The following is a 26,257-nucleotide window of genomic DNA, read 5'->3' on the forward strand; positions in this document are numbered from 1 at the left end:
AGAGTGCATGTCTATCACGGCGAAGTCTGTCTACCGTGACACGGGAAACTTTTTCCGCAATCAGTTCATTACCTTTTTACTGATCGCGTTGCTTTGCGCCTTTATCACGGTGGTGCTTGGCCATGCGTTCTCACCGAGTGAAGAACAAATTGCCAGCCTGAGCCAGGGCGACCACCTTGCAGGAAGCGTAGGGTTGTTTGAACTGGTACAAAACATGACGCCTGAGCAGCAACAAATTCTGCTGCGGGCTTCCGCTGCATCCACTTTCTCAGGTCTTATTGGTAATGCGGTGCTAGCCGGTGGCGTTCTGCTAATGATTCAGCTGGTGTCGGCGGGACATCGGGTCAGCGCTTTACGGGCGATTGGAGCCAGCGCACCGGTCTTACCTAAGCTGTTTATCCTAATCTTCTTAACCACCATGCTGGTGCAGATGGGGATTATGCTGGTCGTGGTACCAGGTGTGTTGCTGGCTATCGTGCTCTCTTTTGCCCCTGTGATGGTTGTGCAGGATAAGATGGGGATTTTTACCGCAATGCGCAGCAGCATCAGACTGGCATGGGCTAATATGCGTCTGGTGTCCCCTGCCGTGATCGGCTGGCTGCTTGCTAAAACGCTCTTGTTATTGTTTGCGCCGAATTTTGCGGTATTAACGCCTAATGTTGGCGCCGTGGTGGCGAATACGCTGAGCAATCTCATTTCAGCGGTACTGCTCGTCTATCTGTTCCGCCTGTATATGTTAATTCGTCAGTAATCCCGAGGCGGGGGGACATCGCTGTCTCCCGCCCCGCTCAGAAGATGGAATCACAGAATGAAGCAGTTTCTTGATTTTTTACCACTCGCGGTGTTTTTCGCTGTCTATAAGTTGTACGACATTTTTGCTGCAACAAAAGCACTAATCGTTGTGACCGCCGTTGTGCTGATCTATAGCTGGATTCGCTATCGCAAAGTCGAAAAAATGGCGCTCATCACGTTCATTTTAGTGGCGGTGTTTGGTGGATTGACCATTGCCTTGCATGATGTTGAATTTATTAAGTGGAAGGTTACTGTTATTTATGCGTTGTTTGCAGCAGCGTTACTGTTCAGTCAATGGTTCATGAAAAAGCCCCTTATCCAGAGCATGTTAGGTAAAGAACTAACGCTACCGCAGGTAGTCTGGTCGCGTCTGAATACTGCCTGGGCAATCTTCTTTATTCTCTGCGGTCTCGCTAATATCTATATCGCCTTCTGGCTGCCGCAGGATATCTGGGTCAACTTTAAGGTCTTTGGCCTGACCGCGCTGACGCTTATCTTCACGCTGTTAAGCGGTGTATACATCTATCGTCATATGCCGCAGGACGACAACCACTGATTAATGACTGACCAGAACGTCAACGACAGGCGTTCTGGTCTATTCTCTCCGCACGCGAATCATAGTAGCATCCCGCCTGAAGTCTTCCGTTACGAGTTAAAACAATGACAACAACTAACGCCCCTCAGGGCGAACTGGTTTTACGCACACTGGCAATGCCCGCTGACACCAATGCCAATGGCGATATTTTTGGCGGCTGGCTGATGTCGCAGATGGATATGGGCGGCGCAATTCTGGCAAAAGAGATCGCCCACGGGCGCGTGGTGACGGTGCGGGTGGACGGCATGACCTTCCTGCGCCCCGTTGCGGTAGGGGATGTGGTCTGCTGCTACGCGCGCTGTGTCAAACGCGGCAACACCTCTATTTCCATCAACATCGAGGTCTGGGTGAAGAAAGTCTCTTCTGAGCCGATTGGACAACGCTATAAGGCCACCGAAGCACTGTTTATTTATGTCGCCGTGGACAGCGAGGGTAAACCGCGTCAGCTTCCGCAGGCCTGATCGACAGGCAAAAAAAAGCCTCCTTTCGGAGGCTTTTTTTATTCCATCTGCGCCCCGCCGTTCAGGCGGAAAACGATATTGACGATCAATCCGCTGCCAGGCTTGCCTGGCTCATAGCGCCATCTGCGCATCGCCGATTTCACTTCGCGCTCAAACATATTAGAAGGTTGAGCAGATAAGATTTCCACGTTATCCACGCGGCCATCCGCAGTGACGTCAAATTTTACCCGTACGCGGCCTTCAATACGTAAGGCCTGCGCACGTGCCGGATACTGAGGCTGGTTGCGACTTACGGCACGCGGGCCCGCTGGTGCGGTAACCGTTGGCTTTGAGGTCGTTGCCGTATTGTTCATAATCGGGCGTGAAGGCGCCGCATTTTCTACTGGCTGGGTCGCGCGCGGTTCTACCGGACGTTCCTCGCGTTTTGGACGCTCCTCGACCTTCTTCACCGGTTTTGGCTTCGGCTTAGGTTTGGGCTTCTGTTCAGGCTTGTGGATCACCACCGGCGCTTCCTTCGGTGGTGCCGGAACAGGCTCGGGCTCTGGCTCAGTTTCAGCCACTGGCTGTGGTGGCGGAGGTGAAACCTGCGGCGGTTCAAGATCCGCTGGTGATACCATCGTCACCGAAATCGGCTGCGCGGGCGCGGGCATTTCAATAACCTGATGAACCGAGGTATACAGCAACCCCGCCACAACAGCACCGTGAATCACGACAGAAAGCAGCGTCGGCCAGGGAAAGCGGCGAGGTAAATCAAGGGTCATTGTATTTGAGCTATTCGGCGAGGTAGCATAAGCCATAGTTTTTCAAGGTTCTTTGCTAATTGATAATCATTTACGTCGAGTCTATCACTATGCGTCAAGTAATTACATACCTTCGTTTCAGCAGTAAGCCACAAGAACGTGGTGACTCAATACGCCGCCAGAAAGGTCTATTTGAGAGATGGCTGAAAGATAACCCTGATGCAAAAGTTGTCGATGAATTCTCAGATGAAGGTGCATCGGCATATCACGGTCACCATCTGAAAGGCGATTTTGGACGAATGCTTCAAAACATACAGGATGGTAAGTACCTGTCAGGGCAAACTGTCTTACTTGTCGAATCAGAAACCCGTCTTAACCGACAGAAAGCACGTAATACCGAAAACCTTGTAGACCTCATTACGGGTAAAGGTGTTGATGTGATTTGTCTCGAATCAGGCAAAATCTACACCAGCACCAATATTGATGACCTTGATACATCTATTCAGTTGAAGATAGCCGCACACATCGCACATCAGCAATCAAAAGAGAAATCAATCAAGGTAAGTGCTGCATGGGAGCATAGAGCACAGCTTGCATTAGAAGGCAAACAGCAACTGACTAAAAATGTCCCTGGCTGGATAGACCCTGATACTCGTAAACTTAACGAGCACTCATCAACCGTTGTGACAATTTTCGATTTGCTCCTTTCTGGTGAATCTCTTCACAACATTGCTCGTTACCTTCAGGCAAACAACATTAAGTCATTCTCTCGACGTGAAAAAGCGAATGGCTTTAGTGTTCACTCTGTCCGTACTATCTTACGCTCTGAGTCAACCGTTGGAACACTGGCAGCATCCAAGCGTAATGACCGCCCCGCTATCCCCAACTACTATGAACCAGCGATTGATGTTGCCACCTTTAATAAGGCTCAGGAGATTCTGTCAAAAAATCGTGTTGGCAGAGCGCCAGCCAGTGACAATCCAATTACTATCAACCTATTTAAGGGAATCATTCGCTGTCAATGCGGTGCCTCAGTACATCCCACAGGTGTCAAGGCAACCTATCAAGGTGTTTACCGTTGTAACAATGTCCCTGATGGACGTTGCAATGTTCCTACCATTAAACGTAAACCCTTTGATAAATGGATGCTTGATAACATCATTGGCTTCCTTGAGAGGTCTGATGGTAACAACACTGATAAACGAAAAGCTGAGATTGAGTATCAAATCTCGTTAGTCACCAGCAAGCTAAAAAAGGCAGCCACCCTGCTTCTCGAACTGGATGATGTTACAGAGATTAAAGAACAGGTCAAAGAACTGAACATTCAACGCATTAACATGCAAAGTGAATTAGACGACCTCAATCAGCGTGAAACATTAAGTGATAAGCCGTTGCATCACCTATCGGAGATTGATTTGACGACCAAAGCAGGAAGAGTAGAAGCACAACTCATACTGTCAAAATTCGTACAATCCATCGAGTTACAACGTGAAATGATAATAATCACACTTCGAAACGGTGCGGTCATTGGAAAATCAAGAGACTTATCCCCTGCGTTATCGCAGGATTTAATGAAGCAAGTTGTATCATCCTCATCACCTAGAGACATCGACATGTTCAGCGTCATTACATCTGATGAAGAGTTCAAGAAGTCTGGTAAGCCGGTTACAAAACGTTCTTAGCAAGAGATTTTACGCTATGACCTGACGGCTTCCCTTTTTCATCTTTGAAAAGTGCATAGATAAACACCAAAACCCTGATAATACTGAGAAAGATGCATAAACAATCACTTTATTAACAGGGTTTATCAGTGTATCAAGACATCTGAATTTTCACCATCAGCCCAGTGATACCAACGTTTGAGGGCATTTTACTGTTTCACGTAAGGCTACAGGACTGATTCTGTTAGTTTACTCACTGATGCTCAGAGGATGTCACTAAAAATCAGCTTACACTATGTATTTACAAACAGAAAACATTTTATAATGTTTCGGATTATTACTATTGCGAAGGAATTGTGCATGGCAAGTTACGTTGATTCAAACTTATCCAAAGGTGAAGAGGTTATCGTGAGGGCACATGTCTCATGGTTATCATTCCTTATTACTATTATTGTTTCGCTGTTCTTTCTTTTCATTGCTTTTGGTGGATTCATGGCATCAGCAGCAGCGAAAGAAGGGGAAGCTCATCCAAATAGTGTAGGCTGGGTCTTTCTGTTTCTGGGGCTGTTTATGCTGCTTAATGTTGTTGTTAAGGTTGCAACAACGGAACTCGCGCTGACCAACAAACGTATCATTGCGAAATTCGGTTTTATTCGTCGCTCAACCATCGAGTTGCGCCTTGAAAAGGTTGAAAGTATCAGTATCAATCAAGGGCTTTTAGGGCGCTTGCTGGGTTACGGTACGGTTGTTGTAAAAGGAACTGGCGGTACAGGTACGCCGATTCCATCAATTAAGAAACCTCTTGATTTCCGCAGAATTGTTAACAATTTCTTAGAAGAAAAAGAAACCTCGGCTTAATAAATTTTTCTGGGGCTTCCTCTTTAGGTTGCCCCTCAATCTCCGCTTACCCCTTCTTTTTTCTCCTGTCATTTTTTTGGTCTGGTTAGGGTATACCTCAACAAGCACCGATTTAGTGAACCAGTTCACCTCAAAAATGATTTATTGAACCATGCAAAACAGACTGATATAATTGAACCATCTTAAACAGACTACTACGGCTAACTATCATGACTTCACGTGTCTACGCTTACCTCAGAGCTTCCACCACTCAGCAAGACGCAACACGCGCCAAAGGTCAGTTGGATGAATTCGCTACAGCCAACGGTATGACTATTTCAAGCTACTTCGCAGAGAATGAATCAGGTGCATCTCTAAAGCGTCCTGAGTTGTTCAGATTACTTGAGATTGCACAGAAGGGAGATGTTCTCTTAGTCGAGCAGGTAGACCGCCTGTCACGTTTGAGCGGTGAAGACTGGAACAAGTTACGGTCACTGATTAATGAGAAAGGTGTGAGAGTGGTTGCCTTAGACCTGCCAACAAGCCACCAGCTTATTCAGTCAGGGGATGAGTTCACCAGCAGGATGCTAGAGGCGTTAAACGGGATGATGCTGGACATGCTCGCCGCTATTGCCAGAAAGGATTACACAGACCGTAAGAGAAGACAGGCACAGGGCATTGTAAAGGCCAAGTCAGACGGTAAGTACAAAGGCCGTCCAGAGGACACACAGCGCAATGAGAGAATAGCCAAGCTGTTACAGGCTGGTATGTCCTACAGTGACGTAATGGAAACGGTGAGTTGCTCAAGGGCAACGGTGGCAAAGGTTAGTAAGAGTCTCAAAGAGATGGCTTAATTTGACTGGCGAAGAGTCACGCCCTGCTTTGTGCGGGGCTTTCTTATTGATTTCATTGCAGATATGTCAAAAAAGTGCTTGTTAAACGCTACTTTCTCAGGTTCACCTTCTAAGCAGGTATCCATCTGCTCATCATTTCTTCCCAGACCTTCACAGATATGTTCCATCATGTATGAATATTGGACTATCAAACGACCTTACCCAATTCGGGGAAAAATAAGATTAATGCTATTCGAGATGGATGCATAGTCTGTCATGATTCATTCATGTAGATGAAAAAAAACCAGATATTGCTTCATTACTGGATTTTCGGTCTGTTGATATGTGAAAAGGAAGAATAAATATGAATAAAGTTAAAGCTGTTGTTTTCGGAGTTATGATGTCTGCTGCTATAACAGCCAATGCTGCAAATGAAACTACCACTGTAACAGGTGAAGTCGGGAAAGATATCAAACTATCCCTTGAGTCCAATCCGACTACGGGTTACGGCTGGATGATTAAAGACCTTCCTGATGGATTGATTTTCGTTTCTGGAGGATATGAGCAGTCAAAAGACTGTCCGAAAGGTGCTGTAGGGTGCGGTGGTGAAGAAGTGCTTCACTTCATTGGTGAAAAGAAAGGGGAAAGCACACTAAAACTCATTTACGGTCAGTCATTTAACAAATCAAGCTGGCAGGAAAAAGAAGTTAAAGTTGTGATTAAGTAGTCTTGCCCTCCCTCTTTGTTTTCGCAGGGAGGGATGTATCATCTACTCACAGCCTAATACCTTTGAAAAATACCGCTGCAATTGTATAGGCAGAGCTAAAAGGTTTGATGTCTGGATCCGGCTTGCTCTTACCGTTATCTCTATACCATTGTTTCTGGCATTCAACACAAGCCATGCAGCTTGAGTAATGTTCACTAGCACCATGTCTCTTGCAGATGTGAACAAAGAAACGCTGACCGCGTGCTCTGGCAATCTTTGCCGCAGCAGTTTTTCGGATGGTGAAGTCTTCGTTTCCGGTTAGAAACAAAAATCGGTTTGATGTCTGTACAGTAGGTTTCATTCTTCCAGTCTCCGGTGTGGAAAATCATTCAGCCCACCAGCGATTAACGCTTGATGGGAAGGAACCCTTTTCACCGTGATGGATTGCCTGTGGCTTAACAGATGGGAAAGTCTGAAAAGTTGCAATTCACAATATTGCTGTAGGGTGAGGTGACTCAACAATTTGGGGTTGTTTAGTATTCACTCTTATTGTGAATGTCTGCCATTTGATAAATCTCTTTAGATATGGCTGGACTAGTTGAACTCTCAAGCTATCCCGACTCAACGGGGGCTTAAGCAACGACACCAGATATTCCCACAACCCAAAGAGAACTCATCTCTAACAGGCTGATTATTATATCAAACGCAATGGTTTGATGCAATTGTAACCTGAGCTATTTTAGCGCTCTCTGAGGGCTTATGATGGGCCTTGAGGGGAGAATGTATGGTTGATATTGGGAACGCTTCAGAATGGCATACAGGGGTTCTGATAGGCTATCTGAATAGATTACAAGGCGAAAGCAAGAAGCATGACAACGCGAAGCCATGCGAAAGTTGAAAGGATAACTCCTTGATTGGTGATTCCACATCTTAACAGTAATCTTTAAAGGCATTGATTAAGTATCTTTGAAGAGATAATAAGATTTTAATGGCTTTTGGCGTAAGCCATTTTCTTATTGTAGTATTCAATTAGTGATAATCAGAAAACTTTAAAGATAATCTGTAAAGGTCTTAATGCATTATATCAATCATAAAAATTACGTCAATAGCAAAAAGTGCTAAATATGTATTTCTACCATCCCATCCACCCCGCCAATAATAACCATTCATCAATTACTGCAATAACAAAATACCACTGGACAAAAACACAGTTCCGTATGATAATAATACAGTAATGCTCATTTATCAAAATCGGTCAACAGGGTCTTAGATAGATGAGAATAGCTGGAGGGTCACTTTCTCAGGTTTTATCATGGGGGGTGACCTTTCCTGTTTAAGGATTATTAATATGAATGAAGAAAAGAAAGAAATACTTTACTATCGTAGCTGAAAAGACACATCAATTCTACATGCAGTATAAGAGCCTTTCCGAATTAACAGGAATTACATCTCCCTCTGGTTACACCCCGCCTCGCATGATGACTAAAACCAGACGGTATGAAATCATTAAAGCTATTTGTCAGAAAACTGAAACCCCTTGACAGAATTTAACAATATGTTAACATTTATATATTGAATTGATTTCCTGACAAATTAATGGCTTTCCTGTGGCATCCTTCCTCGGAGACAGGTTAGCCAACCCTTTACACATTCCAGATTACACTACACGGGTTACGTAAAAGACGGCCTGTGTGGTGTATTTTTGTATCTGAATTTCACGAGAGCGTTACTAATGAATAGTCCTACACAGAAACGAATTGAAATCGAATCACATTTCATCCCCCAAATCAAAGCTGCACTGGAAAATATCGAAGATACAAAGGATATTTACAACGCAGACAGACTGAACAAAGATACTCTTATTGCTGTCAAGACTAAGCAACTAATGTCTCAGCCAGTCGAAGATTATGGATTCAGAATCCGACAGGTTACACATCCAGCGATGGTACAGACTATTGTTCACAGCATGATGAATGAGAATTATGTTGTGTATGAAATGGGCGCTGGATTTATCAAGTTTGTACCATTACAGCAGTCACCAAAACATAACCCGCTTGCTGAGATTGAAAAGGCATGTAAGAAAGCTGCTGAGAAATTTGTTGATGCAGGAATCACTGAGAAAGCGAATAAGGTAAATAAGGCTATCCATGCTCACAACGTATTGGTGAAACAGGCTGAAGAAGCGTTATCGGGAATTAAATCGCTTGAATCCTATCTGTCTGTGATTGTCGCCGATGAGGTGGGTAATGACTAACAAAGTCACTGAAGCCGCTTACAAGGCTCAGATTGCCACTTTACAGGCTCAGTTAATGCAACGTCATACAGTGACTGCCATCGACGCTGTACAGCCTTTCTGTGAAGCTATAGGTATCAATCCCGCTGATTACGTTAAGGCCACCAGCGCTATGAGTAACCAGCATAAAGCGTTCTGTGACGGGATTCTGAAAGCAGCTTCTTCAAAGGTCACCCGCTTGCAGCGTGATGCAACTGTACGAATCCTTGAAGCACAGACAAAACGAAACAAAGCCATAACAGCAGCCTCAGAAGCGGCTGAAGTTGCTCAGTCGATGGGAGGGCTAAATGAATCAACTCTTCAATGAATATGGTCAGAAAGTAAGTTGTAATCTTCTGATGACGCTGCATCCATCGCTTATCACAAAGCTGGAAAAGCTTTCTGAACAGATTGGTCAAGGCGTGGTATCAGAAGACCAACGTTTAACACTGGCAATCGGGGAGATGCTCAGGAGGTTTGAATGACGCTTTATCCGTGTAATCCTCTGAAGTCTCAAGGGGATGCAATTCCGTTAACTCAAAATCTCGCCCTGAATATTCCTGTCCCAATGCTACAGAAGCTGGACAGAGTAGGTTATGAACTCGCGGGACGTTACAAATTGGGCGGATTATCAGAGCAGCGCGTGAGATTGCTGGCATTGGCTCACCTGATAGAGCGGGCTTAGTGCTTGTAATGTGAATGAAAACCAGATACTTTCAAAACCCGAATAGCCTATATTCAAGGGTCATCGAAGTCATATTCATCAACGTTAAAAAACCGAACCCTGATTTTAAATGCAAATAGCAATCATATTCAATAAGACACTTTGTTCTGGAGCAACTTTAGCGCATGAGAGGCCAAAAAAGTCGCATTCAGATCAGGGTTTTAACATTGTTTTTATTTTACATTGCAGTCGTTTGCCCCTTCACATAACGTAACTGACACTTTTACCGGTTAAGGAGCTTCGCCGTGTTTTACGTGATTTACTCTGAAGATGTTGCTGATTCGCTCGAAAAACGCCAGGCTGTGCGCCCTGCGCATCTGGCACGTTTGCAGCTGCTCCAGGATGAAGGCCGTTTACTGACCGCCGGCCCTATGCCTGCAGTAGACAGCAATGACCCGGGTGCCGCCGGTTTTGCCGGTTCCACAGTGATTGCTGAGTTTGAATCTCTGGAAGCTGCTCAGGCCTGGGCTGATGCGGACCCATACGTTGCGGCCGGTGTGTATGCGAAGGTGACGGTTCGCCCTTATAAAAAAGTGTTCTGATGTTAAAAGGCTCCAGCAGGGGCCTTTTTTACGTTAGACGTCTTTACACCGGGTAAATTGCTGCTCTGTCATCAGACTTCCCCACTGGTCCCCCTCCCACTCTTTGGCTAATCTGAAACCAAATAATTCATACAGACGTCGTGCGGCGGATAGTTTATTGAATGTCCACAAATGCACAGCAGAAAAGCCCACGTTATCGCAAAAACCTATAGCTTCGGTCAGAAGTTTTTTCCCCACGCCAAATCCGCGACAGCCATCATCAAGAATAAACCAGCGAAGGTGAGCTTCCCCCGGTTCTAAATCTTCACCATCAATAGCCACCGAGCCGACGATTTTATCGTTCAATATTGCCAGCCAGACCTGATTACACGGCTTCTCCAGTCGCCCACTAAACTCGGCCAATCCAGAAGCCACTTTGGCCTCGAAGAAACGGCCAAAATTATGTTCCCGGGAATAATAACTGGCATGCATCTCCGCGATACGGCCAATCATGCCAGGCAGATAGCCCGGCACAATTTTCAGCGCGTCAGATTGAATCTCAACCGGCGTTTCACGGCCAGCCAGCAGCGCCCTGGCATAAAGTGAAAGACCCTGAGATATTGTTTTCTGTTGCAACGGATCCAGTGGTTTTATTGCAGTGAGCACCCGAGCGCTACTGTAGGTATTAATTTGTCTGACGGTTTCCTGCCCTTTTGCCGTCAGTCGTAGATACTTCGTTCTGGCGTCTTCACTGGAAACGACTTCTTCAAGTTCGCCTGCTGCAATAAGGCGTGCCAACATCCGGCTGACGCTGGATTTTTCCAGGCCTAACAGTTGCACCAGTTGACCAGCGGTCATTTCTTTCCGCAAATCAATTTCGACAAGTGTATGAACCGCCGAGGGTGAATAATTCGTTGAGGCCAGCGTCGAGGCCATAAAACCTAATTCGCGCACCATCAAACGTGAGGCGCTACGGATATCGCTGACAAGAGGGGTTTCGATGTGCATGTTATTGTCTCCGCCATTTAGTTGTACTATACAACCAAATGGCGGGAAGTTGTCAAACATTAAAAAGGCTCCCGCAGGAGCCTTTTTGTTTCTTCACATCAATGCAGCGATGCCAACCTTGCCGCAAACCCAACAAACAGCAGCCCTATCAGACCGTTCCCCAGCTTTGCCAGTTTCTTTTTGGTTTTCAGGTAACGCGTAACAAACGCGCCAGAGAAGATCAGGAAGCTCATATACACAAAGCTTATTAGCTCCAGCGTTGTCGCGAGGATCAGGAAAGAAGTGCCGGTGCTCTGGGCATTCACATCAATAAACTGAACGAAGAACGATACGTAGAACAGAATCGCTTTGGGATTGGTCAGGCTTAACACCAGCGAGCGTTTCATGATCGTACTGGCAGGTTCGGGCCCGCTCTCATGAGCGTTTTTTTGACGGTTCACCACCGACCAGAGCATTTTGCCCCCCAGCCAGAGCAGATAAAAAGCCCCGAGATAGCGCACGATGTTAAACAGTACCGGCGTGGTCTGGATTAATGCCGCAACACCCGCCCAGGCCAGAAACATCAGTACCGCATCGCCGATAAATACACCTGTCGCGGCGAGATAACCTTTTTTAACGCCGTGACCAATCCCGGTTTTCAGCACAAACAGGGTATTCGGCCCAGGTACCAGCACGATAAAAAATGCGCCTACAACGTACGTCCAGAAATTCAGTACACCAAACTCCGCAAACACTTCTCCCTCCTTTTGCTAAAAACAACGGGAATATCGCTGCAAAAACGCTATTCCTAAAAATCAGACGCTATAAAATCAGTGGGCACCTTGCGGTGCCCTCATGGTTCTCAGATATCCTGGACTGCGAACAGCAACGCGTTGCGGTGCCGGGTCATTCCACATTTTCTGATGGCGTGAATACGCATATTGCGGCGGGATTGTGCTTCCAGCCAACGTGCCTTGCGACGACTCACCTGTCGCAACATGCGCCAGCGCCCTACTTCAGTTCTACTGCGCTTCATGTCTACAACTCTTTCTCTAACAGAGATGCCATTATAAACCCAACCCTGCAGCAAACCAGCGCTTTTACCTGGCGTTTTTATTTGCCAGATGAATCCTGATGCGTACACTCATAACAATACGCTTTCAAAAGGATTTTTTAACCTATGACAACCTTCTACACCGTGGTGAGTTGGCTGGTCATTCTGGGATACTGGCTGTTAATCGCGGGTGTGACATTACGCATCCTGATGAAGCGCAGAGCCGTACCCTCTGCCATGGCCTGGCTTCTGATAATCTACATCCTCCCGCTGGTAGGGATCATTGCCTATCTCTCTTTCGGTGAGCTTCATCTGGGCAAGCGCCGCGCCGAGCGTGCCCGCGCCATGTGGCCCTCGACCGCGAAGTGGCTTAACGACCTTAAAGCCTGCAAACATATTTTTGCCGAAGAGAACAGCAGTGTTGCCGCGTCGCTGTTTAAACTTTGCGAGCGCCGTCAGGGGATTGGCGGTGTCAAAGGAAATCAACTCCAGTTGCTGACCACTTCTGACGATGTTATGCAGGCGTTGATCCGCGATATTCAATTGGCCCGCCATAACATTGAGATGGTGTTTTACATCTGGCAGCCCGGTGGTATGGCCGATCAGGTTGCTGAATCCCTGATGGCCGCAGCACGTCGGGGCATTCACTGCCGACTGATGCTGGACTCTGCAGGCAGCGTGGCATTTTTCCGCAGCCCGTGGGCGGGAATGATGCGTAATGCCGGTATCGAAGTGGTTGAGGCGCTGAAGGTTAACCTCCTGCGTGTCTTTTTGCGCCGGATGGATCTCCGCCAGCACCGTAAGATGATCATGATCGATAACTATATTGCCTACACCGGCAGTATGAACATGGTCGACCCACGCTTCTTTAAACAGGATTCGGGGGTTGGGCAATGGGTTGATTTGATGGCAAGAATGGAGGGGCCGATTGCCACCTCTATGGGTATCGTTTACTCATGCGACTGGGAGATTGAAACCGGTAAACGTATTCTGCCACCACCACCGGACGGCAATATTATGCCGTTTGAAGAGGCCAGCGGGCACACCATTCATACGATTGCATCCGGGCCAGGCTTCCCTGAAGATTTGATTCATCAGGCGCTGCTGACGGCAACCTACTCAGCCCGTGAATACCTGATCATGACCACGCCATACTTTGTCCCCAGCGATGACCTGCTGCACGCAATCTGCACGGCGGCGCAACGCGGTGTCGACGTGAGTATCATTTTGCCACGCAAAAATGACTCCCTACTGGTAGGCTGGGCCAGCCGGGCATTCTTTAGCGAACTGTTGGCCGCAGGAGTGAAAATTTATCAGTTTGAAGGCGGATTACTCCATACCAAGAGCGTTCTCGTCGACGGTGAATTAAGCCTGGTGGGCACAGTCAACCTGGATATGCGGAGTCTGTGGCTCAATTTTGAAATCACACTTGTGATTGATGACGCCGGTTTTGGCGGTGACCTGGCGGCGGTGCAGGATGATTATATCTCCCGCTCGCGACTGCTGGATGCCAGACTGTGGGTAAAACGTCCAATGTGGCAGAGAATTGCCGAACGACTGTTTTACTTCTTTAGTCCGTTGCTGTAAAACGTGCCCAACGATGTTAAACAGGTAGTCATCATGGAAATGGATCTGAACAATCGCCTGACCGAAGACGAAACGCTCGAGCAGGCCTATGACATTTTTCTCGAACTGGCGGTTGATAACCTCGATCCCGCAGACGTGATCCTCTTTAATCTGCAGTTCGAAGAGCGCGGCGGTGCCGAATTGTTCGACCCTTCAGAAGACTGGGCTGAGCATGTGGATTTCGACCTTAATCCTGACTTCTTTGCCGAAGTAGTGATTGGGCTGGCCGATGAAGATGGCGGCGAAATAAATGACATCTTCGCCCGCGTCCTGCTGTGCCGCGAGAAAGACCACAAACTGTGCCATATCCTCTGGCGCGAATAGTAAAAAAGGCTGCGATTGCAGCCTTTTTTATTTAATCCGGTAATTCGCTTCCGCAGCGGTTACAAAACCGTGCGCTGTGTTCATGCTCACCCTGATGACAATTCGGGCATTTGCGCTGCTGTTTGCGACTCTGAAAGGCACTGCTCATATGTGTGGTAATGAGCCCTGTCGGGATTGCAATCACCGAATAGCCAATCAGGATCAGCACTGATGCCACAATACGTCCCAATGGGGTATGCGGTGTGATATCACCATAACCCACGGTCGTCACGGTCACGATGGCCCAATAGACCGAGGCATTAAGCGTCGTGAAGCCATATTTTGGCCCTTCTATCAGATACATCAGCGCGCCGAAAACAATCATGACGATGGCAATAAATGAATAGAACAGAATAAGCTGGTGCCGTGCGCTGACTATCGCGCTCCAGAACACGTGCAATGACGGCATAAAACGCAGTAATTTAAGGATACGTAATACCCGAATGACGCGCATCGCTCGCCAGGCAAAGACGTAACTCAGGCTAATTTCCGGCCACAGCCACATCACATAGAGCGGCAGGATGGTCGCTAAATCAATAAATCCCCAAAAGCTGAAAACATATCTGGCCGGGTTGGGCCAGCAAATGACTCTCAGGAAATATTCCGCGGTAAAGACCAGAGTAATCGCCAACTCAAGCCAGACAAAAATATGCCACTCGTCAAACGTCAGGTGGTATTGCGTCCCGACACCAGACTCAATAAAGATCACAAATACGCTTAGCAGCGCAAATAAACCACAGAGGCCTTCGAAGCGTCTCCCGGATACGGTTTCAGGATCGAATAAAAAATGGTAAAGCCGCCGACGGGCGGGCGTGATTAAAAGCGACACAGTAACCTCGCAAAAAATAAGGGCTGACATCATGTCAGCCCTTGCGATTATAACGGGTCTACTTTCAGGCAGGAAACCGCATGTCGGAAACTGCCTTCCAGAACCGGTCGCGTTTTCGCACATTCCGGCCCGGCCATTGGGCATCTCGTACGGAAGACGCAGCCCGACGGCGGGTTAATCGGTGAGGGTAATTCCCCTTCCAGAAGCTGAATCGTTTTATTCTTTTCCAGATCGGGATCGGGGATCGGTACTGCGGACATCAGCGCTTTGGTATAAGGGTGCAACGGGTTGTGGTACACCTCATCATAGGTGCCCAGCTCCACTGCATGGCCTAAGTACATTACCAGTACGCGGTCCGAGATGTGTTTCACCACGGCCAGATCGTGCGCGATAAAAATGAGTGACAGCCCCATTTCACGCTGCAGTTTCTGCAGCAGGTTGACCACCTGTGCCTGAATGGATACGTCCAGCGCGGAGACGGGCTCATCACAGATGATCAGCTTCGGTTCGAGGATCAACGCACGTGCAATACCAATACGCTGACACTGGCCGCCTGAGAATTCGTGCGGGTAGCGGTTGATAAGGTTAGGCAACAGGCCAACTTTCATCATCATCGCCTTCACGCGATCGCGAACTTCCTGACGAGCCATCTTCGGATGATAAGTACGCAGCGGCTCGGCAATAATCTCACCGATGGTCATACGCGGGTTCAATGATGCCAGTGGATCCTGGAAAATCATCTGGATATCACTACGCACGTCACGCCACTCGTCAGGCTTCATCCCCAACAAGTCTTTACCCAGCCAGGCCACTTTGCCGCCGGTGGCTTTTACCAGACCAATAATGGCGCGCGCGAAGGTGGATTTACCGCAGCCAGACTCCCCTACCACGCCCAGGGTTTCGCCTTCGTACAAACGCAGCGTGACACCATCGACCGCTTTCAGGGTCTTAGATGGTTGCCAGAACCACTGTTTACCGTCTTTGATGTCAAAATGCACTTTAAGGTCAGCGATTTCGAGCAGCACATTGCGTTTTTCATCTAATGCGTTCATACCAACTCCTCCTGCGGCTTAAAGCAGGCGCGCAGGCGGCCTGGTGCAAACGCTTCCAGCGGCGGAGCGCTGTTGCAGATTTCCATCGCATGCGGGCAACGCGGCTGGAACGGACAACCTTTCGGCAGACGCAGCAGGTTTGGCGGGTTACCCGGAATGGTGAGCAGAGATTCCCCTTCCGCATCGAGACGCGGTACCGCATTCAACAGACCAATTGAGTACGGGTGGGCTGGGTGATAGAACACATCACGCGCGTTGCCATATTCCATGGTACGGCCGGCATACATCACCAGCACTTTGTCACAGATGCCCGCCACAACGCCAAGGTCGTGGGTGATCATGATGATCGCTGTGTTGAACTCGCGCTTAAGCTCGTTTAACAGGGTCATGATTTGTGCCTGAACGGTGACGTCCAGCGCGGTGGTGGGTTCATCAGCAATCAGCAGTTTTGGCCGGCACAGCAACGCCATCGCAATCATCACACGCTGACGCATGCCGCCAGAAAATTCGTGCGGGAACATACGCATGCGCTTACGGGCTTCCGGCATTTTCACCGCATCCAGCATTTTGACTGACTCTTCAAACGCTTCCGCTTTGCCCAGACCTTTGTGCAGCATCAGGACTTCCATCAGCTGCTCGCCAACACGCATGTACGGGTTCAGCGAAGTCATCGGATCCTGGAAAATCATCGAGATCTGCTCGGCACGCAGCTTGTTCAGCTCATGTTCCGGCAGGTTGAGGATTTCACGTCCGTTGAATTTCGCGGAACCTCCGATAACACCGTTTGCAGCCAGCAGTCCCATCAACGCAAATGCAGTCTGGGATTTTCCGGAACCAGATTCACCAACAATCCCCAGCGTTTCACCTGCACGCAGGTCGAAGTTGAGATCGTTAACGGCGGTTACGTCTCCGTCCGGGGTTTTAAAGGTTACACGGAGATCTTTCACATCCAGCAGAAGTTTGCTCTGCTGTTGCGCCTGCGGCGCAGTGGCCGTTTCAATAATTGTCATGACGGCGCTCCTTAACGGTCTTTCGGGTCGAGGGCATCACGCAGGCCATCGCCGATAAAGTTGAAACAAAACAGGGTAACGACCAGGAAACCCGCCGGATAAAGTAGTAACCACGGAGAGACTTCCATGGAGTTTGCACCATCACTCAGGAGTGCACCCCAGCTGCTCAGAGGCTCTTGCGTACCCAGCCCCAGGAAGCTCAGGAAGGATTCGAACAGAATCATGCTTGGTACCAGCAGTGAAGCATAAACCACCACCACCCCCAGCACGTTAGGAACGATATGGCGAACCACAATATTACCGATTGATACGCCACCCACCTGCGCGGCTTCGATAAACTCTTTGCGTTTGAGGCTCAGTGTCTGTCCGCGGACAATACGCGCCATATCCAGCCAGGAAACCATCCCGATAGCCACGAAAATCAACAGGATGTTCTGGCCAAAGAAGGTCACCAACAGGATAACGAAGAACATGAACGGGAAGGAGTTCAGGATTTCCAGCAGACGCATCATCACAGAGTCCACTTTACCGCCAATGTAGCCTGAGAGTGAGCCATAGAGCGTGCCCACAATCACCGCCACCAGTGCAGCAGCGATACCGACCATCAGCGAAATACGGCCTCCGATAGCGACTCGTACCAGCAGATCGCGTCCGGAGGAATCCGTACCAAAATAGTGTCCGGACTCCATATCAGGTGCGCTGGACATCATGCCCCAGTCGGTGTCGAAATAGGTAAATTGCGACAGCATCGGCGCCAGGGTCACAAACAGCGCGATGATCACCAGTACGGCCAGACTGGCTACCGCGGCACGGTTGTGCATAAAGCGGCGGCGCGCGTCCTGCCAGAGGCTACGACCTTCTACTTCCAGTTTTTCACTGAAGTTTTCCAGCGCCTCGCTGTTTTTCTTACTCAACATCATGGCGTGCTCCAGTTAGTAACGGATTTTCGGGTCGATGACGGCATACAGCACATCGACAATTGCGTTAAAGAGAATGGTCAGCGCACCAACGAGAATGGTCAGGCTCAGTACCAGCGAATAGTCGCGGTTGAGCGCGCCATTTACGAACAGTTGACCAATACCCGGCAGACCGTAGATCGTTTCGATAACCATTGAGCCAGTGATGATACCGACGAATGCCGGCCCCATGTAGGAGAGCACAGGCAACAGCGCCGGTTTGAGCGCGTGGCGGAAGATAATCCGACGCATCGGCAGCCCTTTAGCGCGCGCGGTTCGAATGAAGTTCGAATGCAACACTTCGATCATTGAACCACGGGTGATACGCGCAATGCTGGCGATGTACGCCAGAGATAATGCCACCATCGGCAAAATCATGAACTTTAACGCCCCGCCGTTCCAGCCACCGCCAGGTAGCCATTTCAGCGTGATGGCAAATATCATCACCAGTAACGGCGCGACAACGAAGCTGGGTATGACTACCCCAGTCATCGCCACCCCCATTACGGTATAATCCCATTTGGTATTTTGTTTAAGCGCGGCGATAACGCCTGCAGTCACCCCGAGAACAACGGCCAACAAGAATGCCGCAGCACCCAGCTTTGCCGATACCGGGAAGCTGGAAGCCACCAGGTCGTTAACGGAATAGTCTTTATATTTGAATGACGGTCCAAAATCACCGTGAGCCAGCTGCTTCAGATAATTGAAGTATTGGGTGGAGATAGGATCGTTCAGGTGATATTTCGCTTCAATATTCGCCATGACTTCTGGCGGCAACGTACGTTCACCGGTAAATGGACTTCCCGGCGCAAGACGCATCATGAAGAAGGAAATTGTTATCAGAATAAACAGCGTTGGAATCGCTTCAAGACAGCGACGTAGGATAAATTTAAACATTGCCCGTACCTTCTGGCGTGTGCCTATATATTGTGACGTCGGTTAGACACCGTGGGGCGAGTGAACTCGCCCCACTCATTGCCATTAATGCTTGATAATATACAAGTTTTTAACGTAGATATTATCCATCGGGTCTTTACCGGTATAGCCACCTACCCACGGTTTCACCAGACGGGCGTTGACGTAGTAGTAAACCGGAACGATCGCGGAATCTTTATCCAACTGCAGCTCAGCTTTAGAGTACAGTTCAGTACGCTGTGCTTCGTCAGTTGTTTTCAGCGTGTCGCCAATCAGCTTGTCGAATGCCGGGCTCTTATAGTGCGCGGTGTTGTTCGAGCTGTCGCTCAGCATGGTGTTCAGGAAGGAGGTTGGTTCGTTATAGTCCGCACACCAGCCAGCACGCGCGACATCGAAGGTGCCCTGATGACGGCTATCCAGGAAGGTCTTCCACTCCTGGTTCTCCAGCTTCACGTTTGCGCCCAGGTTCTTTTTCCAGATCGAGGCGACGGCGATAGCCAGTTTTTTGTGCAGATCGGAGGTGTTATACAGCAGGCTGAAGGTCAGCGGCTTATCAGCAGTATAGCCAGCTTCGGCGAGCAGTTTCTTCGCTTCTGCGTTACGCTGCTCTTGCGTCTGTTTGAACCAATCTGGTTCAGTCAGTTTTGCGCCATCGGTGTATGGAGGGGTATAGCTGTATGCTGGCAGATCGCCCTGGTTTTTCACTTTGTTCACGATGATATCGCGATCCAGTGCCAGTTTCAGTGCCGTACGGACACGAACATCGGTGAATGGTGCTTTCTGGTTGTTGATTTCGTAGTAATAGGTGCACAGATACGGATCAACATGCACTTCTTTAGGAATTTCTTTTTTCAGCTTCTGGAACAGTTCAATCGGCATGTTGTTATAGGTCATGTCAATTTCACCACTACGGTAGCGGTTAACGTCAGTCACTTCGGAAGAAATTGGCAGGTACGTCACCTGATTAATCACGGTTTTCGCGTTGTCCCAATATTGCGGGTTACGCTCCAGAACCATACGTTCGTTGACTACCCAGTCTTTCAGTTTGTAGGCACCGTTGGTCACGATATTGGCAGGCTGAGTCCATTTTTCACCAAATTTTTCCACTGCGGATTTTGGAACTGGAGAAACAGACGGGTGAACAAGCAGCTTATAGAAGTACGGAACAGGTTCGCTCAACGTGACTTCAAAGGTATTCGCATCGATCGCTTTCACGCCCAGGTCGGTGACCGGTTTTTTGCCTGCGATGATGTCATCAATATTGGCAATGTGGCCATATTGCAGGTAGCTCGCATACGGAGAGGCAGTATTTGGATTCGCCAGACGCTGCCAGCTATAAACGAAATCTTCGGCGGTAACCGGCGTGCCGTCTGACCATTTCGCATCTTTACGCAGATGGAAAGTCCAGACTTTGAAATCTTTATTTTCCCATTTTTCTGCTACACCCGGAGCCGGGTGGCCGTCTACGTCAGTCACCAGCAGACCTTCGAACAGGTCGCGGTTAACGTTTGACTCGGGAACACCTTCAATTTTATGCGGGTCAAGAGACTGAACTTCCGCACCGTTGTTACGAACCAACGTCTGTTTTTCAGCCAGTTGAACACCTGCAGGTACGTCCGCAGCCATTGCAGCGTTGCCCGCGATTAGCGCAGTTAAAATCCCCGCCGCTACCAGATTTTTTTTTGTGATGATGGACATTGTGTTGGTACTCCACTCATTATAATGACTGGCCTTCGCCAGCTGTGTAATCCCCTGTTGGGGCCTGTACAGCGCAGGAGTTTTTTTTGCTGCTGCCAGGTTCTTCTTTTTTACTTCTTGCTATCACCGACTTTTTTATTACTGACCGCTCGTATGGCCGTCTTGCGTCGATTCTTTACAGGCCTCCCCTGTTTGAGACCTGCGCTGGATATCTGAGAAGAGAAGCATATGAAAATAATTCTCATCTACTTGTTTTATGCTGCAAAATAGTAGGCCGGAAAGTATCAAATGGCGTAAACGCACGCCAATACATTTTGCAAATTTGTTAAGCAATTCTCTTTTACGGTGAGAGCCGTATCGTTGAGGGCAGCCCTGCCAGACATCAAACGCCACTAAAAAACATGACATTCAATAAGATATAGGAAACCTCCTCTACAAGCGCGTCGCTGCGCTATCATCGAGTGTTTTTGTACAAAAATTTAACAACTGGTTATTATTTAGCACATTCATCTAGGGGAATGTTGAAATTACTAATATCATTTCGGTTATCTCTCAGCAAGCCCCAGAGTATCATGTGAGTAAAATAACAGAGCGTTCGAAGGTTTTCTGCGCAGGCGGGTTGGAAGGAAATTAATAACTTATTGAAATACAAGAGATGAATATTATTAGTAGAATTTATTATGATATGTGAGCATTTCAACTTTAGTTATATGATTTGCTGATAATCACGTAAAAAAACGGAGCTGTAGCTCCGTTCTTTCATATGAAATATTAGTGTAACAAGCCGGGGAAAATGCTTTTAATACCGGTGACAATAAATTCGATCCCTAACGCCATCAACAGCAGGCCCATGATACGCGTTATAACGTTGATGCCCGTCTGCCCCAATAAGCGCACCAGCCAGGGCGCCATACGGAATACTCCCCAGCAGCAGAGCGCGAAAATGGCAATGGCCACGGAAAAGCCAATCAAATGCATCAGGCTATGGTAACGCGTACCCCAGACAATCGTTGAACTGATGGCGCCGGGGCCAGCCATAAGCGGTAACGCCAGCGGTACCACGCCAATGCTTTCACGGATGGCAGTTTCTGACTTCTCCTGTTTGTTCTGTTTATCCTCACCCAGCTTACCGCTGATCATAGACATGGCGATGGTCACAACCAGGATCCCACCCGCAATGCGGAAAGAGTCGATCGAAATCCCGAAGAGCTGAAGAATGGCGTCCCCCAGAAAAAGGGAGGTGAGCAATATGATAGCCACTGACAGGTTGGCGGTGAGGTTGGTCTTGTTCCTGGCCGCCGCCGTCTGGTAACTGGTCATACTAATGAAGACAGGAATGATCCCCACCGGGTTGACCAGGGCAAACAAACCAATAAAAAATTTAAAATACGTTGGAAAATCAAAGAGCGTTTGGATCACGTTTTGCTCCGCTTATGCGCATGCCCGGGACTGACAATTTGTCATGTGAAATCGCGCTGAAGATACCCTTTTTATTAGCATACTTCACTCGAAATCTGTGCCAAAACGTTATCATTTCAGGATGTTAAACATATGTAGAATCAATGATAGCGCCACTTCCAATACTTACGTAATTATTTAACACTGGAAAAATCTCAAAGAAATAACCCTGCTGAAAGGTATCAGCTTGGGGGAAAATTGACGCAGATCATGATTTCCGTACTCAGAAGTGAGTAATCTTGGTTACACCCCAGGGAGGTCACCTGACAAAAAGGGATGATGCTAAGGTAAGGCTCTTTTAGTAAATTAGTGTGCTGGTGTAGAAAGTAACTCTTTGTTTTATTTTGTGTTACGCAAGTCATATCAGCTCTGTCTATACTGTCTGACGTATCGAGCGCTGGTTTACTAAAAGAGTTTAAACATTATCAGGAGAGCATTATGGCTGTTACTAATATCGCTGAACTGAACGCCCTCGTCGAGCGCGTTAAAAAAGCCCAGCGTGAATATGCCAATTTCACCCAAGAACAGGTTGATAAAATCTTCCGCGCGGCCGCTCTGGCTGCTGCAGATGCTCGAATCCCTCTCGCTAAAATGGCCGTTGCCGAATCCGGTATGGGTATCGTTGAAGATAAAGTGATCAAAAACCACTTTGCTTCTGAGTATATCTACAACGCCTATAAAGATGAGAAAACCTGTGGCGTGCTGTCTGAAGACGACACCTTCGGTACTATCACGATTGCAGAACCTATCGGCATCATTTGCGGTATCGTTCCAACCACCAACCCAACGTCTACTGCTATCTTCAAATCACTGATTAGCCTGAAGACCCGTAACGCAATCATCTTCTCCCCGCATCCACGTGCGAAAGATGCAACGAACAAAGCTGCTGATATCGTATTGCAGGCGGCTATCGCTGCAGGCGCACCAAAAGACCTGATCGGCTGGATTGACCAACCTTCTGTTGAACTGTCCAACGCACTGATGCACCACCCAGACATTAACCTGATCCTGGCGACCGGTGGTCCTGGCATGGTTAAAGCAGCGTACAGCTCCGGTAAACCAGCAATCGGCGTAGGCGCAGGTAACACTCCTGTTGTTATCGACGAAACGGCTGATATCAAACGTGCTGTTGCTTCTGTACTGATGTCCAAAACCTTCGATAACGGCGTTATCTGTGCATCTGAACAGTCCGTTGTTGTTGTAGATTCCGTATATGACGCGGTTCGCGAACGCTTCGCCAGCCACGGCGGCTACATGCTGCAGGGCAAAGAGCTGAAAGCCGTTCAGGACATCATCCTGAAAAATGGCGCACTGAACGCCGCTATCGTTGGGCAGCCAGCGTATAAAATTGCTGAACTCGCAGGTTTCACCGTTCCGGCAACCACTAAGATCCTGATCGGTGAAGTGAAAGTTGTTGATGAGAGCGAGCCATTTGCACACGAAAAACTGTCTCCGACTCTGGCAATGTACCGCGCGAAAGATTTCGACGATGCAGTAGAGAAAGCAGAGAAACTGGTTGCCATGGGCGGTATCGGTCACACCTCTTGCCTGTACACCGACCAGGATAATCAGCCAGAACGTGTTGCTCACTTCGGTCAGAAGATGAAAACTGCACGTATCCTGATTAACACCCCTGCTTCTCAGGGTGGTATCGGTGACCTGTACAACTTCAAACTCGCACCTTCCCTGACTCTGGGTTGTGGTTCCTGGGGTGGTAACTCCATCTCTGAAAACGTTGGTCCAAAACATCTGATCAACAAGAAAACCGTTGCTAAGCGAGCTGAAAACATGTTGTGGCACAAACTTCCGAAATCTATCTACTTCCGCCGTGGCTCTCTGCCAATTGCGCTGGATGAAGTGATTACTGATGGCCACAAACGTGCGCTCATCGTGACTGACCGTTTCCTGTTCAACAACGGCTACGCTGACCAGATCACCTCTGTTCTGAAAGCGGCTGGCGTCGAAACTGAAGTCTTCTTTGAAGTTGAAGCTGACCCAACCCTGAGCGTTGTTCGCAAAGGTGCTGAACTGGCGAACTCCTTCAAACCAGATGTGATTATCGCACTGGGTGGTGGTTCCCCAATGGACGCCGCGAAAATCATGTGGGTAATGTACGAACATCCGGAAACTCACTTCGAAGAACTGGCGCTGCGCTTTATGGATATCCGTAAACGTATCTACAAGTTCCCGAAAATGGGCGTAAAAGCGAAAATGATCGCCGTTACTACCACTTCCGGTACCGGTTCAGAAGTGACTCCGTTTGCGGTTGTTACTGACGATGCAACAGGTCAGAAATACCCACTGGCTGACTACGCACTGACCCCAGACATGGCGATTGTTGACGCCAACCTGGTCATGGAAATGCCGAAATCACTGTGTGCCTTCGGTGGTCTGGATGCGGTAACTCACGCTCTGGAAGCTTACGTTTCCGTACTGGCGTCTGAGTTCTCTGATGGTCAGGCTCTGCAAGCTCTGAAACTGCTGAAAGAAAACCTGCCAGCGTCCTACAATGAAGGGTCGAAAAACCCTGTAGCACGTGAGCGTGTACACAGTGCAGCAACCATCGCCGGTATCGCGTTTGCTAACGCCTTCCTGGGTGTTTGCCACTCAATGGCGCACAAACTGGGTTCTCAGTTCCACATTCCTCACGGTCTGGCGAACGCCCTGTTGATCAGCAACGTTATCCGTTATAACGCGAATGATAACCCAACCAAGCAGACTGCATTCAGCCAGTACGACCGTCCGCAAGCACGTCGCCGTTACGCTGAAATCGCTGACCATCTGGGTCTGAGCGCTGCGGGTGACCGTACTGCTGCTAAGATTGAGAAACTGCTGGCATGGCTGGAAAGCCTTAAAGCTGAACTGGGTATTCCTAAATCTATCCGTGAAGCTGGCGTTCAGGAAGCTGACTTCCTCGCCCACGTAGATAAACTGTCTGAAGATGCCTTCGATGACCAGTGTACTGGTGCTAACCCGCGCTACCCACTGATCTCCGAGCTGAAACAGATTCTGCTGGATACCTACTACGGTCGTGAGTTCAAAGAAGGTGATGTAGCAGTGGCTAAAGTTGAAGCTCCTGCGGTAAAAGCTGACAAAAAAGCGAAGAAAAGCGCTTAACTGACAGTCTGATAAAAAACCCGCCAATGGCGGGTTTTTTTATGTCTGAAGAACACGGTGAAAATTATTTTCTGTTGTCGTGCTGAATCGCCGTCAGCGAGCCTACAGACAGCGCTTCTTTATAATGCTTACGGCAGACAGAAACATAGCGTTCATTGCCGCCTATCACCACCTGCTCACCATCTGCATAAGGCTTTCCGGCCTGGTCGAGACGAAGCACCATACTGGCTTTCCTGCCGCAAAAGCAGATAGTTTTGAGTTCGACGAGTTTATCTGACCAGGCAAGCAAATACTGGCTCCCTGCGAATAGCTCGCCACGGAAGTCTGTACGCAGCCCATAGCAAAGAACAGGGATATCGAGCTCATCTACCACCTCTGAAAGCGCATGAACCTGCTCACGCGTCAGAAACTGGCTCTCATCAACCAGAACACAATGAATAGGCTGCGCGGCATGCGCTGCGCTAATGTCCTCCAGCAGGTCAGTTTGCGGGTTAAACAGCCTGGCCGGAGACGAAAGGCCTATTCTGGAACTCACCTTCCCTGCACCAAAGCGATCGTCAATTTCAGCCGTATAAACAACAGTACGCATTCCTCGTTCCTGGTAATTGTACGAGGATTGAAGCAGTGCTGTGGATTTTCCGGCATTCATTGCCGAATAGTAGAAATAAAGTTGTGCCATTGGCCGTAAAACCCTAATCAATGTGTAATATTCCCGATGATTGATTGTACCATATTTTGTCTGGTCAACAGCGACTCAGCGCACAGACGATGCGGTTCAGAGCGGAGTTAAGCACCCTCAGATTACGAAAATAATCCGTTAAAACAGAGAGTAAACGTAATCAATCAGGTCTATATGTTATAAGGTCAGTCAAACATAACACTTCATTTTATAGTGGAATCAATGTTCATTAAAATTCACTATTTATTAACTATTACTGTCTTAACAACGCTCAATGGAACTAATACAAAAGGCTGATATTTATCCGCAGCAACTATAATTCCTGCGGTAAATGTCACAAAAAAAGATGCAATCGAGCAGGTTGCGCAGGC

General features: G+C 48.3%; 28 protein-coding genes. 15 read left to right on the forward strand and 13 right to left on the reverse strand.

Annotated features, from left to right (window positions below; translation table 11 throughout):
• Positions 1-7 precede the first annotated feature (7 nt).
• From ACJ9Y9_RS13230 to yciA, 3 genes are all read left to right on the forward strand, one after another.
• Entirely contained in the window at positions 8-751 is a 744-nt protein-coding gene (locus ACJ9Y9_RS13230) for a YciC family protein (protein ID WP_028021359.1), read from the forward strand.
• Positions 752-808: 57 nt separating this feature from the next.
• Entirely contained in the window at positions 809-1,348 is a 540-nt protein-coding gene (locus ACJ9Y9_RS13235) for a septation protein A (RefSeq protein WP_028018783.1), read from the forward strand.
• A 104-nt stretch (positions 1,349-1,452) separates the two neighbouring features.
• Entirely contained in the window at positions 1,453-1,848 is a 396-nt protein-coding gene (gene yciA / locus ACJ9Y9_RS13240; RefSeq protein WP_008502796.1) for an acyl-CoA thioester hydrolase YciA, read from the forward strand.
• 38 nt (positions 1,849-1,886) lie between these two features.
• Here yciA and tonB read toward each other — a convergent pair whose 3' ends face one another.
• On the reverse strand, positions 1,887-2,609 hold the full coding sequence (gene tonB, locus ACJ9Y9_RS13245) for a TonB system transport protein TonB (RefSeq protein ID WP_028018782.1): 723 nt from the start codon (positions 2,607-2,609) through the stop codon (positions 1,887-1,889).
• An 89-nt stretch (positions 2,610-2,698) separates the two neighbouring features.
• On the opposite strand from tonB, the gene ACJ9Y9_RS13250 reads away from it, so the two are divergent.
• From ACJ9Y9_RS13250 to ACJ9Y9_RS13265, 4 genes are all read left to right on the forward strand, one after another.
• Positions 2,699-4,270 (forward strand): recombinase family protein, encoded by a 1,572-nt coding sequence (locus ACJ9Y9_RS13250; protein WP_407226175.1) that lies wholly within the window; start codon positions 2,699-2,701, stop codon positions 4,268-4,270.
• Between the two features lie 339 nt (positions 4,271-4,609).
• Positions 4,610-5,107 carry a PH domain-containing protein gene (locus tag ACJ9Y9_RS13255; protein ID WP_004898926.1) on the forward strand — a complete coding sequence of 166 codons (498 nt, stop codon included), beginning with the start codon at positions 4,610-4,612 and terminating at the stop codon, positions 5,105-5,107.
• A 209-nt stretch (positions 5,108-5,316) separates the two neighbouring features.
• Entirely contained in the window at positions 5,317-5,940 is a 624-nt protein-coding gene (locus ACJ9Y9_RS13260) for a recombinase family protein (protein ID WP_049162241.1), read from the forward strand.
• Between the two features lie 343 nt (positions 5,941-6,283).
• On the forward strand, positions 6,284-6,646 hold the full coding sequence (locus ACJ9Y9_RS13265; RefSeq protein ID WP_053092156.1) for a protease inhibitor I42 family protein: 363 nt from the start codon (positions 6,284-6,286) through the stop codon (positions 6,644-6,646).
• A gap of 46 nt (positions 6,647-6,692) precedes the next feature.
• Here the strand turns inward: ACJ9Y9_RS13265 and ACJ9Y9_RS13270 are convergent, their stop codons facing one another.
• Positions 6,693-6,986 (reverse strand): hypothetical protein, encoded by a 294-nt coding sequence (locus ACJ9Y9_RS13270; protein ID WP_075202356.1) that lies wholly within the window; start codon positions 6,984-6,986, stop codon positions 6,693-6,695.
• 1,371 nt (positions 6,987-8,357) lie between these two features.
• Here ACJ9Y9_RS13270 and ACJ9Y9_RS13275 point away from each other — a divergent pair.
• The 5 genes from ACJ9Y9_RS13275 to ACJ9Y9_RS13295 all read left to right on the forward strand — a co-directional run bounded on the left by ACJ9Y9_RS13275 (position 8,358) and on the right by ACJ9Y9_RS13295 (position 10,163).
• Entirely contained in the window at positions 8,358-8,879 is a 522-nt protein-coding gene (locus tag ACJ9Y9_RS13275; RefSeq protein WP_407226176.1) for a hypothetical protein, read from the forward strand.
• The gene (locus ACJ9Y9_RS13280) at positions 8,872-9,225 is read left to right on the forward strand and encodes a hypothetical protein (protein ID WP_023322119.1); all 354 of its coding nucleotides are present in this window, start codon (positions 8,872-8,874) and stop codon (positions 9,223-9,225) included. Before ACJ9Y9_RS13275 ends, ACJ9Y9_RS13280 begins: the two co-directional genes overlap by 8 nt.
• On the forward strand, positions 9,206-9,382 hold the full coding sequence (locus ACJ9Y9_RS13285) for a hypothetical protein (RefSeq protein ID WP_008804422.1): 177 nt from the start codon (positions 9,206-9,208) through the stop codon (positions 9,380-9,382). Before ACJ9Y9_RS13280 ends, ACJ9Y9_RS13285 begins: the two co-directional genes overlap by 20 nt.
• Positions 9,379-9,582, forward strand: coding sequence for a hypothetical protein (locus ACJ9Y9_RS13290; RefSeq protein ID WP_008804421.1), 204 nt, complete (start codon positions 9,379-9,381; stop codon positions 9,580-9,582). Before ACJ9Y9_RS13285 ends, ACJ9Y9_RS13290 begins: the two co-directional genes overlap by 4 nt.
• 284 nt (positions 9,583-9,866) lie before the next feature.
• The gene (locus tag ACJ9Y9_RS13295) at positions 9,867-10,163 is read left to right on the forward strand and encodes a YciI family protein (RefSeq protein WP_028018781.1); all 297 of its coding nucleotides are present in this window, start codon (positions 9,867-9,869) and stop codon (positions 10,161-10,163) included.
• 33 nt (positions 10,164-10,196) lie between these two features.
• Here the strand turns inward: ACJ9Y9_RS13295 and ACJ9Y9_RS13300 are convergent, their stop codons facing one another.
• From ACJ9Y9_RS13300 to ACJ9Y9_RS13310, 3 genes are all read right to left on the reverse strand, one after another.
• Positions 10,197-11,150 (reverse strand): helix-turn-helix domain-containing GNAT family N-acetyltransferase, encoded by a 954-nt coding sequence (locus ACJ9Y9_RS13300; RefSeq protein WP_028018780.1) that lies wholly within the window; start codon positions 11,148-11,150, stop codon positions 10,197-10,199.
• Between the two features lie 98 nt (positions 11,151-11,248).
• On the reverse strand, positions 11,249-11,884 hold the full coding sequence (gene leuE / locus ACJ9Y9_RS13305; RefSeq protein ID WP_028018779.1) for a leucine efflux protein LeuE: 636 nt from the start codon (positions 11,882-11,884) through the stop codon (positions 11,249-11,251).
• Between the two features lie 107 nt (positions 11,885-11,991).
• Positions 11,992-12,165: a YciY family protein gene (locus tag ACJ9Y9_RS13310; protein WP_021240326.1), complete on the reverse strand. Its 174-nt coding sequence runs from the start codon at positions 12,163-12,165 to the stop codon at positions 11,992-11,994.
• Positions 12,166-12,309: 144 nt separating this feature from the next.
• Here ACJ9Y9_RS13310 and cls point away from each other — a divergent pair, with 144 nt between their 5' ends.
• Positions 12,310-13,770, forward strand: coding sequence for a cardiolipin synthase (cls, locus tag ACJ9Y9_RS13315; protein ID WP_028018778.1), 1,461 nt, complete (start codon positions 12,310-12,312; stop codon positions 13,768-13,770).
• A gap of 33 nt (positions 13,771-13,803) precedes the next feature.
• Positions 13,804-14,133, forward strand: a complete 330-nt coding sequence (locus tag ACJ9Y9_RS13320; protein WP_006810881.1) for an HI1450 family dsDNA-mimic protein — start codon at positions 13,804-13,806, stop codon at positions 14,131-14,133.
• A 31-nt stretch (positions 14,134-14,164) separates the two neighbouring features.
• On the opposite strand, the gene ACJ9Y9_RS13325 is transcribed toward ACJ9Y9_RS13320, so the two are convergent.
• The 7 genes from ACJ9Y9_RS13325 to ACJ9Y9_RS13355 all read right to left on the reverse strand — a co-directional run bounded on the left by ACJ9Y9_RS13325 (position 14,165) and on the right by ACJ9Y9_RS13355 (position 22,051).
• Positions 14,165-15,034: an ion transporter gene (locus ACJ9Y9_RS13325; RefSeq protein ID WP_032666961.1), complete on the reverse strand. Its 870-nt coding sequence runs from the start codon at positions 15,032-15,034 to the stop codon at positions 14,165-14,167.
• A 14-nt stretch (positions 15,035-15,048) separates the two neighbouring features.
• Complete coding sequence (oppF, locus tag ACJ9Y9_RS13330; protein WP_028018776.1) at positions 15,049-16,053, reverse strand: murein tripeptide/oligopeptide ABC transporter ATP-binding protein OppF; 1,005 nt, start codon at positions 16,051-16,053, stop codon at positions 15,049-15,051.
• Positions 16,050-17,063, reverse strand: coding sequence for an ABC transporter ATP-binding protein (locus ACJ9Y9_RS13335; protein WP_028018775.1), 1,014 nt, complete (start codon positions 17,061-17,063; stop codon positions 16,050-16,052). Before ACJ9Y9_RS13335 ends, oppF begins: the two co-directional genes overlap by 4 nt.
• Before the next feature lie 11 nt (positions 17,064-17,074).
• Positions 17,075-17,983: an oligopeptide ABC transporter permease OppC gene (gene oppC / locus ACJ9Y9_RS13340; protein ID WP_028018774.1), complete on the reverse strand. Its 909-nt coding sequence runs from the start codon at positions 17,981-17,983 to the stop codon at positions 17,075-17,077.
• A gap of 12 nt (positions 17,984-17,995) precedes the next feature.
• Positions 17,996-18,916 (reverse strand): oligopeptide ABC transporter permease OppB, encoded by a 921-nt coding sequence (gene oppB / locus ACJ9Y9_RS13345; RefSeq protein WP_028018773.1) that lies wholly within the window; start codon positions 18,914-18,916, stop codon positions 17,996-17,998.
• An 84-nt stretch (positions 18,917-19,000) separates the two neighbouring features.
• Positions 19,001-20,632 carry an oligopeptide ABC transporter substrate-binding protein OppA gene (gene oppA / locus ACJ9Y9_RS13350; RefSeq protein WP_028018772.1) on the reverse strand — a complete coding sequence of 544 codons (1,632 nt, stop codon included), beginning with the start codon at positions 20,630-20,632 and terminating at the stop codon, positions 19,001-19,003.
• 771 nt (positions 20,633-21,403) lie between these two features.
• Positions 21,404-22,051 carry a YchE family NAAT transporter gene (locus tag ACJ9Y9_RS13355; RefSeq protein ID WP_021240330.1) on the reverse strand — a complete coding sequence of 216 codons (648 nt, stop codon included), beginning with the start codon at positions 22,049-22,051 and terminating at the stop codon, positions 21,404-21,406.
• Between the two features lie 477 nt (positions 22,052-22,528).
• Here ACJ9Y9_RS13355 and adhE point away from each other — a divergent pair, with 477 nt between their 5' ends.
• The gene (gene adhE / locus ACJ9Y9_RS13360) at positions 22,529-25,207 is read left to right on the forward strand and encodes a bifunctional acetaldehyde-CoA/alcohol dehydrogenase (protein ID WP_028018771.1); all 2,679 of its coding nucleotides are present in this window, start codon (positions 22,529-22,531) and stop codon (positions 25,205-25,207) included.
• A gap of 64 nt (positions 25,208-25,271) precedes the next feature.
• Here the strand turns inward: adhE and tdk are convergent, their stop codons facing one another.
• The gene (gene tdk, locus ACJ9Y9_RS13365) at positions 25,272-25,886 is read right to left on the reverse strand and encodes a thymidine kinase (RefSeq protein ID WP_028018770.1); all 615 of its coding nucleotides are present in this window, start codon (positions 25,884-25,886) and stop codon (positions 25,272-25,274) included.
• Positions 25,887-26,257: the final 371 nt, after the last annotated feature.

The organism is Enterobacter sp. CPE_E1241, assembly GCF_045618265.1.
GTDB classification, from domain to species: domain Bacteria; phylum Pseudomonadota; class Gammaproteobacteria; order Enterobacterales; family Enterobacteriaceae; genus Enterobacter; species Enterobacter adelaidei.

Coding starts and splice junctions, on each gene's coding strand:
- ACJ9Y9_RS13230 (WP_028021359.1), top strand. CDS start 8: ATGTCTATCACGGCGAAGTCTGTCTACCGTGACACGGGAAACTTTTTC.
- ACJ9Y9_RS13235 (WP_028018783.1), top strand. CDS start 809: ATGAAGCAGTTTCTTGATTTTTTACCACTCGCGGTGTTTTTCGCTGTC.
- yciA (WP_008502796.1), top strand. CDS start 1,453: ATGACAACAACTAACGCCCCTCAGGGCGAACTGGTTTTACGCACACTG.
- tonB (WP_028018782.1), bottom strand. CDS start 2,609: ATGACCCTTGATTTACCTCGCCGCTTTCCCTGGCCGACGCTGCTTTCT.
- ACJ9Y9_RS13250 (WP_407226175.1), top strand. CDS start 2,699: ATGCGTCAAGTAATTACATACCTTCGTTTCAGCAGTAAGCCACAAGAA.
- ACJ9Y9_RS13255 (WP_004898926.1), top strand. CDS start 4,610: ATGGCAAGTTACGTTGATTCAAACTTATCCAAAGGTGAAGAGGTTATC.
- ACJ9Y9_RS13260 (WP_049162241.1), top strand. CDS start 5,317: ATGACTTCACGTGTCTACGCTTACCTCAGAGCTTCCACCACTCAGCAA.
- ACJ9Y9_RS13265 (WP_053092156.1), top strand. CDS start 6,284: ATGAATAAAGTTAAAGCTGTTGTTTTCGGAGTTATGATGTCTGCTGCT.
- ACJ9Y9_RS13270 (WP_075202356.1), bottom strand. CDS start 6,986: ATGAAACCTACTGTACAGACATCAAACCGATTTTTGTTTCTAACCGGA.
- ACJ9Y9_RS13275 (WP_407226176.1), top strand. CDS start 8,358: ATGAATAGTCCTACACAGAAACGAATTGAAATCGAATCACATTTCATC.
- ACJ9Y9_RS13280 (WP_023322119.1), top strand. CDS start 8,872: ATGACTAACAAAGTCACTGAAGCCGCTTACAAGGCTCAGATTGCCACT.
- ACJ9Y9_RS13285 (WP_008804422.1), top strand. CDS start 9,206: ATGAATCAACTCTTCAATGAATATGGTCAGAAAGTAAGTTGTAATCTT.
- ACJ9Y9_RS13290 (WP_008804421.1), top strand. CDS start 9,379: ATGACGCTTTATCCGTGTAATCCTCTGAAGTCTCAAGGGGATGCAATT.
- ACJ9Y9_RS13300 (WP_028018780.1), bottom strand. CDS start 11,150: ATGCACATCGAAACCCCTCTTGTCAGCGATATCCGTAGCGCCTCACGT.
- ACJ9Y9_RS13310 (WP_021240326.1), bottom strand. CDS start 12,165: ATGAAGCGCAGTAGAACTGAAGTAGGGCGCTGGCGCATGTTGCGACAG.
- cls (WP_028018778.1), top strand. CDS start 12,310: ATGACAACCTTCTACACCGTGGTGAGTTGGCTGGTCATTCTGGGATAC.
- ACJ9Y9_RS13320 (WP_006810881.1), top strand. CDS start 13,804: ATGGAAATGGATCTGAACAATCGCCTGACCGAAGACGAAACGCTCGAG.
- ACJ9Y9_RS13325 (WP_032666961.1), bottom strand. CDS start 15,034: ATGATGTCAGCCCTTATTTTTTGCGAGGTTACTGTGTCGCTTTTAATC.
- oppF (WP_028018776.1), bottom strand. CDS start 16,053: ATGAACGCATTAGATGAAAAACGCAATGTGCTGCTCGAAATCGCTGAC.
- ACJ9Y9_RS13335 (WP_028018775.1), bottom strand. CDS start 17,063: ATGACAATTATTGAAACGGCCACTGCGCCGCAGGCGCAACAGCAGAGC.
- oppC (WP_028018774.1), bottom strand. CDS start 17,983: ATGATGTTGAGTAAGAAAAACAGCGAGGCGCTGGAAAACTTCAGTGAA.
- oppB (WP_028018773.1), bottom strand. CDS start 18,916: ATGTTTAAATTTATCCTACGTCGCTGTCTTGAAGCGATTCCAACGCTG.
- oppA (WP_028018772.1), bottom strand. CDS start 20,632: ATGTCCATCATCACAAAAAAAAATCTGGTAGCGGCGGGGATTTTAACT.
- adhE (WP_028018771.1), top strand. CDS start 22,529: ATGGCTGTTACTAATATCGCTGAACTGAACGCCCTCGTCGAGCGCGTT.
- tdk (WP_028018770.1), bottom strand. CDS start 25,886: ATGGCACAACTTTATTTCTACTATTCGGCAATGAATGCCGGAAAATCC.